The 8397-nt window shown below is 46.1% G+C and carries 4 protein-coding genes; 1 reads left to right on the plus strand and 3 read right to left on the minus strand.

The features are described from left to right. Nucleotides 1-8: 8 nt before the first annotated feature. The gene (locus X939_RS0121570) at nt 9-3380 is read right to left on the minus strand and encodes a SusC/RagA family TonB-linked outer membrane protein (RefSeq protein ID WP_044200317.1); all 3372 of its coding nucleotides are present in this window, start codon (nt 3378-3380) and stop codon (nt 9-11) included. A 326-nt stretch (nt 3381-3706) separates the two neighbouring features. Between X939_RS0121570 and X939_RS0121575 the strand changes: the two genes are divergently transcribed. Beyond that, entirely contained in the window at nt 3707-4408 is a 702-nt protein-coding gene (locus X939_RS0121575) for a FadR/GntR family transcriptional regulator (RefSeq protein WP_025765351.1), read from the plus strand. 1176 nt (nt 4409-5584) lie between these two features. Here X939_RS0121575 and X939_RS0121590 read toward each other — a convergent pair. Continuing rightward, the gene (locus X939_RS0121590) at nt 5585-7204 is read right to left on the minus strand and encodes a M1 family metallopeptidase (protein ID WP_025765353.1); all 1620 of its coding nucleotides are present in this window, start codon (nt 7202-7204) and stop codon (nt 5585-5587) included. A 61-nt stretch (nt 7205-7265) separates the two neighbouring features. Next, nucleotides 7266-8246 carry a Kelch repeat-containing protein gene (locus X939_RS0121595; RefSeq protein ID WP_025765354.1) on the minus strand — a complete coding sequence of 327 codons (981 nt, stop codon included), beginning with the start codon at nt 8244-8246 and terminating at the stop codon, nt 7266-7268. Nucleotides 8247-8397 lie beyond the last annotated feature (151 nt).

The following is an 8397-nucleotide window of genomic DNA, read 5'->3' on the forward strand; positions in this document are numbered from 1 at the left end:
AATCGTGATTAGAAAGTGAACGATGCCCCTAGAATCAAGGTAGTCGGGATGGTGTAGGCACTGGTTTGGTTACCAGTTCGTTCTGGAAGGTTCAGCATTTTGTTGGTCAGATAACCTAGGTTTTGACCCGTAGCGGTAAATGTGAGACCTGCAATTTTCGCCCTTTGAAGTAGGGTGCTGGGAACCGAATAGCTTAATGATACTTCCCGGAATGCTAGATAGGATGAGTTTACCCAGAACAGACTACTGGGCCTATCATAGTTTTTGACGTTGAGCTGGTCGGCCCAGGTGTATCGTGGGTATTTGGCATTCGGGTTTTCTGGTGTCCAGCTGTCTTTTACCAGGTCGGTTGCATTGAACTCGCCCTGGAAACTACCAAGAGACCACATCTGTTGAAAGTCCATTTGTTTATGTCCTAAGGCGAAGTCCATTCTGATGAACAAGGAAAGGTTTTTCCAGCGCACGGAAGTATTGAAACCACCGGTCCAGCGAGGAATGGTACGCCCCATCGGAACCATATCCCGGGTATCGATGGTATCGTTCATGTCAACATCCTTCCACATCATATCTCCCAGCTGCGTTTCAATGTAAGCGGATGGGTTTAGTTTCTTGGACTCTATCTGTTGGGCACTGGCTACTCTCTTTCCTGCCGCTCCACCATATTGAACTTCTCCGGCTGCGATGTCGATCTTATTGTAGGTAGCTAGGTCTTGAGGAGTACGAATGATCCCTTCACTTACATAGCCAAATATCTGTCCATATTCCTGACCTTCCTGAAGACCACCTACCCAAATCACCTTCCCAGATTTTGGATCGAAGATACGCTGCCCACCTTGTCTGTTATTGTCGTTGCCGTTGTAGGGTAGTTTTAAAATGGTGTTTTTGTTCCAAGCGGCATTGGCGCCGATCTGGACAGTGAAATCTTCCTTTTGTACCGCCTTATAGGTTGCTTCTAGTTCCACCCCCCGGTTGCGCATACTGCCATTATTGGTGCGAATGCTGCTGATGCCCGAAGAAGTTGGAAGTTGTACACTGGCAATTTTGTCGGTGGTTATCCGGTTATATATCGCAATATTGCTAGTGAGGCGATTCTCGAAAAAGCCCAGTTCAAGCCCCCCTTCTACCGTATTACTTTTTTCCCATTTCAAGTTGGGGTTGGCAATTCCTGTTTGCAGAAAACCTATAGTAGCGTTATAAGCGGGTTGTGAGCCGTAGGAACCCTGAAGTTCATAGATGCCTATACTTCCGATATTGCCATTTTTACCGTAACTAGCCCTTAATTTCATAAAAGATAACCATTGTTGAAAATCCGCCATAAAGCTTTCCTTGTGTAGTAGCCAGCCTGCCGAAAATGCCGGGAATATGCCAAACTGGTTGTCACCCAAAAGCCTTGAGTAGCCGTCACGGCGTACGGTAAACGAGGCCAGATAGCGCCCGTCGAAGTCATAGTTCAGGCGTCCAAAGCTTGAAATGATCCTTTCCTTCGTATGGTAGGAGTCAATGGTACGTTGCGTAGCCTCGTTGCTGGTAAGTCCCAAATCCTGAAAGTCGTCAGTAGGTGCTAGCTTTCCACTGGCATCGAAGCCCTTATTGTATTGCTCGTAATATTCGTAACCGAGCATAGCGTCCAGATGGTGCGCACCTGAGATGCTGGTCTTATAGTTTAAAATGGCATTATAGGTTTGGCGGATACTGCGATCGAAGCTGGCATAGCTGCTGCGATCCCTATTCCAACCCGTATTTGGGTTGGTTTTACTCATAATTCCTATCCGGTAATCTCGATTAAATGATTCGTTATTGGCTTCGTCGTACAGCAGAATGCCGCTTGCTTTCAGGAAAAGATCTTTGGTGAAATCGACTATAAAAGATTGACCAATAGTGAATTTGTCCGATTGGTTGCTTCTTAGGTATTTGTCAATATTCACTGCTGGGTTTCCATCACTGGCATCACGTCCCAAGAGCAATTCCCCTGCCGAATTGGTGCCGCGCATGGTAGGTGGGGCCGATAACATCCTGCCCCAATAGTTGGCTTCCCCATTTTGAAGGGATTGGTCACGCCAATTGGCTCTGGCAAACTGGAAGCTGCTCTCCGATTTTAGCCAGGTTTTTAATTTGTAGTCGCCGTTGAGGGTGAAATTGAAACGCTTATAGAAGGTTCCCAATGACAAGCCATCTTCTTTGTAATAACCTAAATTGGCATAATAGCTCCCTTTTTCGTTTCCTCCATTCATCCCTATATTATAGTCCTGAGAGATCGCTGGTGAACGAAAGGCGTAATCTCCGTAATTAAAATCCTTGTAAATGAGCTCAGCCTGACTACCATTAGGGTCATATTCTCCGGCGCTGTTGGTAGGAATCGGATCAAGCATGGTTTTCCATCCATCCTCGGCTGTCAATAACTCCCGGTTGCTGTCATTTAAGCGCATCGTGCTCCAGATTGCCCTGGAATCATAATTTCCGTCCAATATGTTTCCGTTGGTATCCTTGTATAGATTGCCCGTGCTCCTGGGGCCCACCCCGGAAAGCATCGACGGCCTGGCGATTCCATTTTTGATGGCTTCTACTACCCCTTTCCTGGTCCAATGTATATAATCCTCTGCGGAAAGATAATTATAGGGTATATTCAGAAAATTAATTCCTGTTTTTGATTTAAAGCTAATGGAAGAATTTCCGTTTTTTCCTCTTTTAGAGGTAATCAGAACCACTCCGTTACTGGCTCTGGCTCCATAAATAGCCGTTGCGGAGGCATCCTTCAGGACTTCCATACTCTCAATATCCTCAGGATTTATGTCACTAAAGGATCCCCGAACTTGTCCGTCCAAGATGATAAGCGGGCTGCCACTTCCGTCGAAGTTGGTACCTCCCCTAAGGATGATGGTAGGAGTGGCGCCAGGCCTGCCGGTTGCCGTAGTTACCCTGAGGCCCGAAATGGTACCGGCTAACGCCTGAGCCGGATTAGATCGCATGCCCGTCTCTAAGACCTTAGAATCGAGCTTGGCAATGGAGGAGGTGATACGTGCCCTGCTACTAGTCCCATAGCCTGTCACGACTACCTCCTCCAGGGCCGATACATCGGGCTGAAGGAATATATCCAAGTTCGTGCCGTTCCCTATTGTTTTTTCCTGAGTTATATAACCTACCATCCGGAATTGAATAAGGTCGCCCTGACTGCTGGATATACTGAAACGCCCCTCATGGTCTGTCTCTACAGCCTGGCTTTTGTTTTTGAGCAGAACCGTTACAAATGGTAAGGGTTGACGGTCGTCGGCGGCATATACCTGACCGGTTATGATTCGGGTACTCTGTGCCCTAAGATCGCGTGCCAGTATAAAGCTGAGAATGCTCAGTAGCAGGCACCATCTGGTAGTTGTAAAATGCATATATTTCAGGTTGGATTAGAAAATGTATTATGTATGACATAATAAAGATAATAGGATTGTGGTTTCTAATGCAAGAAATTTGCAATATTTTTTTTAAATCCTTATATTAATTAAAGGTGGTTACAGGTTGATAATTGAAAGAAATACCCCAATTTTGTCGGACATAATAGACTTTATCACGACTTGTTTAGTATTGCAATCGGCATTCGGCTTTCGGCCGTCAAATTATTCCCGAAAGATTTTAGAGCTGATTGCTACTGAATAATGGTAATAATATTCATCATACAAAATCGGTGGTGATAAAGTCAAATACCCTTTAAACGGAAATGGAAAAATTACTTGCAGGTATCCCGATGATCGATACCAGTTCTTTGGTGGATAAGGTGGAGCAAAATCTTATCAGTCTATTTATTGAGAAGGAATTTCAGGTAGGGGATGCTATACCGAAGGAGTTGGAGCTAGCACAGTCGTTGGGCGTTAGCCGCACGGTGATCAGAGAGGCCATGTTACGATTAAGACTGATGGGGCTCATAGAATCCAAGAAGCATAGAGGGGCTGTGATTACCAGTCCCGACTTGGTATCGGTATTGCAAAAGAGTATGAATCCTAAAATTCTTAACAAGGAAACTTTGAAGGAGATATTCGAAATGAGGCTTTCTTTGGAAATTGGTATGGCCGACTTTATCATGGAACGAGTTAGTGCCCAGGATATTCAGGACCTCAAGGAGTTGGTCAAGCATGAACCGCCACGATCGGAGAAATTACTCTTTCAAATAGAGCATGAAATAGCTTTCCATGGTAAACTATATGAAATTACAGGGAACGAGACTATGAAGAAATTTCAACGCTTACTATTGCCTGTTTTTGATTATGTTCATCAAAGCGGGCTTTTAAAGAAGCTGGTCGACAATCAGAGTTATGTGTCACATGGTGGATTGGTAGATATTATTGAAAATGGCGATGCCGAAAAACTTCGCAATGCCATGCGTAGCCATTTGGAGAATCATTTTGCCCGCCTGTTTGACTGAACAATCATAATCCCTCTTTTGTGCGGGGAGGGATTATGGTTATCTAATTTTTGACCTTATCTAGTCTTAGATTTTTCAAAAAAAGTAAAGTAAGAGTCATTCTAATTTTTTTCAAAATGGATAAAGCCTGCTTGCGTATGGCATCGCTCCCTTCCTGGGCCCCTGAAAAACTAGCTCTTATTACCCTTTTAATACCTTCCAGATAGGGGGTAGGAGACTGGTGAAAACGTTTTTCGAATTTATCGCTGTTGAATTCGTCGTCCCGATCATATTGTTAAAGCATTTGAACCATTTCCTTCATAATGGGCATAAACCAGCCCACATGATCCGTACTAGTAATTTTGGGGCCACCTGATATTTTGCAGGTTTGTCCATGGCCGGAGCGATGGCTTCAATCCATTATTTACCTTTGAAAGACTTGAAGACAGTAGGCAGATGCCATACTTGGTTCTAGTCATCGACGGTAACGCCTAGCAAGGCAGTAGCTCGTCCCGCATCAGGCGTCTAAGTAAAAGAATGTTTTTTGATTGACGGAACCCATCCAGTTGGCCTTTTACCTGCATGTAACGGTTTAAAAACAATTTTATTTAGGTGACTACTGCTGGCGATGCCCGGGCCATAAAAATCGGCCGACTGGGCCTTCAACGCTGTAAGCTTTCTGTTCTCCACTTCATCCATCATCTGTTTGACAAAGGCGGCTCTTACCTGTCCTTATTTACTTCTGGGACGGTAGGGAGTGTCCTCTGTCATTGGATTGCGTCTTTCCGGACCGTACATATAAATATTAACGAAAAATACCAGCTTACATTCGTAAGTCTGACAAGCCTCTACCACATTATGGATGAAGGCAGGCCACTGGCTTTGCCAGCAACTGGTGTCATAAGGGGAACCTATCGTAAACATATACGATCGAAGATCCTTTCACGGCTTTAAATAGGGAATCACGGTCCGTTAAATCCTTTGATATCAACTCGTCGGTAGGGTTGATACGTTGCGGGTTACGCCTCACCAAGCGTATACGGTCGGTTTAGGCTGGCAAGGCTTTTGCAATTTCGGAGGCGATAATGCCACCTGCTTCTAAAATGGTCTGCTTGTGATATTTGGACTAGCTGTAAAATTGATTGAGCAATTCTCTATTGAAACATGACCATCTTAAATCCTTAACATTCTTGGACACTAGATCTCTTTACTCGTAACATAATAATTCCTGTCTATGACCAATCCTCCCTTCCCCTTTACCATTTTCCAGTGACCATTCGGCTTAAGGGTTTTTGTTCTACTACCGAGTTGAACTTTAACGGGCATATCAAAGCCTTCTACCACATTGGTCCAGCGGTATTCATAGCCTTTCTTTGAAGAGCGGTATTCCAGAGTTGGAATTCGTATATCCCGCAGATACTGGTCGAATACCTTACTCAGATCTATCCCCGATTTCTTGCTCATATAGTTTTCGATCTGGGCGCTGGTTACCGTCTGATGGTAAAATTCTTCGTTTAAGCCACGAAGGATCTGCCGCCATTTTTCGTCGTTATGTACCAGCTGACGAATGGTATGGAGCATATTGCCCCCTTTATAATACATGTCTTTAGAGCCCTCTTGGTTTACTCCATAGATCCCGATAATGGGGATGTCGTTGGCGATATTGGCACGGGTACCTATCACATAGTCGGCACCAGCGTCTTTGCCATAATAATATTCGGTATATAGGCATTCCGAATAATTGGTAAAGCTTTCATGGATCCACATGTCGGCGACATCCTTGTAGGTGATGTTGTTGGCAAACCATTCGTGGCCACTCTCATGGATGATGATAAAGTCCCACTTAAGTCCCCAGCCGGTTTTGGATAAGTCCCGTCCCAGATACCCATTTTCAAAGCGATTTCCGTAGGTAACTGAACTTTGGTGCTCCATGCCCAGGTAGGGTACCTGTACGATTTTATAGCCATCTTCGTAAAAAGGGTAGGGGCCAAACCAGTGCTCGAAGGCCTTGAGCATCAAGGGTACCTGCTGGTACTGTTTTCTGGCTTTCGCCTCATCTTCCCTCAGGGAATAATATCCCAACTTTAGGGGGCCTTTTTCACCGTCGTAGGTTTCCTGCCAGCTCACGTAGTCGCCTACATTCATATTGACGCCGTAGTTGTTGATGGGATTGCGTACCAGCCAGGTATAGGTGTTGCTGCCGTCGGCATGCTGGCGGGTCGATTCCAGCTGCCCGTTGGACACATCGGAAACGCCCGGGGGCGAGGTGATGCTTATGCGCATGCTGTCCACCTCATCGTACATATGGTCCTTGCAGGGCCACCATACGCTGGCACCGAGTCCCTGGCAGGAAGTAGCGATATAGGGCAGTCCTTTGCCGTCGTTTTTCCACTGTACGCCTCCATCCCAGGGTGGATTTTTGGCCAGGCGGGGGCGGCCCGAATACTGGATCAGCAGGGAGTCGGGCTTACCCACTTGAGGAGTTTTGGTCAAAGTGATAAAATAGGCATTGCCCTCACGGGTGAAGCGCAGAGACTGGCCGTGTTGGGTTACGGCATCGATTTGCAGGGGCTCCTGTAAGTCGATCTGCATGCGCTGCCCAGGATTTATGGGGGTATAGCCTACCAGGGTGCTCCCTTTTATGGTGCTGTCGGCTGGGTTAGGCTTCACGCTGAGGTGATAATAAGTAAGGTCCCACCAAGCCCTTTCGGGGGTGATGGCGCCCCGTAGGCTGTCTGCTTTGGTAAAGATTTTGTCCTGTGCCTTGCTGTGGAAGGCTGCCAGGGAGAGCGCGATCAGGAAAAGAGATTTGTACATTACTTTCTAAGTAAATATGGGGCTAAATAAAGATAGCTACAGGTGAATTGAGTCCCGTTGTTTATTTTATAAGGACTTCTAAATCGTTAAGCTCTGGGCCTCCACCTCGGTTGGCCGATCCTGCCCCGATGTATACTTTTTTGTTTAATAAAACCGCCTGGGTGCCATGTCGACCCTGGTGTAAGGACGGTAGCTTTTCCCATTTCTGCGTTTTGGTATTAAAAGCTTCTACTTCGGAGTGCGCCTGGGTTTGGGCCCCGCTTTCACCTCCTATTACCAGAATTTTGTCCTGATAGGTTACCGCCGTGCATCCTGCCCTTGGGGTGGGAATATTTTGTTCAGCCGGCAGAGTGGTCCAACTTTTTGTATTAAAGTCATAGACATCTACCTCGTTTACCGTCAGGGTAAAAGTGTCCTTTGTCTTGGCACTGGATAGACGTCCACCTGCTACATACAGTTTATTGTCGTGTAGGGCAACCTGCACGTGATCGCGAGGGCGTGGGGCATCTTGCAGCCTGTTCCATTGATTGGTTTTTGGGTCAAATTCATCAAACCAGGCTACCTGGCCATCCCAATGCCCGTCCTGGATACCGCAGGCAAGGTATATCTTGCCTTGATGGGTGAATGCTCCAGCGGCACCACGCAACCGATCTTGAGGGATCTCAGGACCCTTACGCCACTCGTTTTTGACCGGGTTGAAGATATAGACATTGGGAATTGGTAACTCGTGGGGATAGGAACCCGTAAAAGCGCCTAGAACCCATATCTCATCTTTGAAAGTTACGGCTTGAAAATGACTCATTTCTATTGGTGTCTCTATCAAACTGGTCCAGGTGTCTTTTTTAGGGTCGTACTGATCTACAGGCTTTATCCCTCTTCCACCTATCAGATATAATTTGCCGTTGGCCTCGGCCATCGCATTTTCATGTCTTTTAACAGGGAGTGACTCAGGCTCCATGGCCTTCCACATCTGGGCCTCGGTAGGCTGTCCTATGCCCAGTAAAGCCAGCAGACATAGCGTCAGCGTATATCCTCTTTTCATATTAGTCCAATGATTATGTTTTTCTATTAATTGGACGCTAAATAGCGCATTTTCAATATAAGATACAACCTTTTTGGGTAGGAGTAAACTCGGCGGAATGATTTACCCCGGGGGCTTCCAGGTTAAATCCCCACCAAGCACCTCCTTGGTT

Origin of the sequence: Dyadobacter tibetensis Y620-1 (genome assembly GCF_000566685.1) — a bacterium.
Taxonomy (GTDB): domain Bacteria; phylum Bacteroidota; class Bacteroidia; order Cytophagales; family Spirosomataceae; genus Dyadobacter; species Dyadobacter tibetensis.

Coding starts and splice junctions, on each gene's coding strand:
- X939_RS0121590 (WP_025765353.1), bottom strand. CDS start 7,204: ATGTACAAATCTCTTTTCCTGATCGCGCTCTCCCTGGCAGCCTTCCAC.
- X939_RS0121570 (WP_044200317.1), bottom strand. CDS start 3,380: ATGCATTTTACAACTACCAGATGGTGCCTGCTACTGAGCATTCTCAGC.
- X939_RS0121575 (WP_025765351.1), top strand. CDS start 3,707: ATGGAAAAATTACTTGCAGGTATCCCGATGATCGATACCAGTTCTTTG.
- X939_RS0121595 (WP_025765354.1), bottom strand. CDS start 8,246: ATGAAAAGAGGATATACGCTGACGCTATGTCTGCTGGCTTTACTGGGC.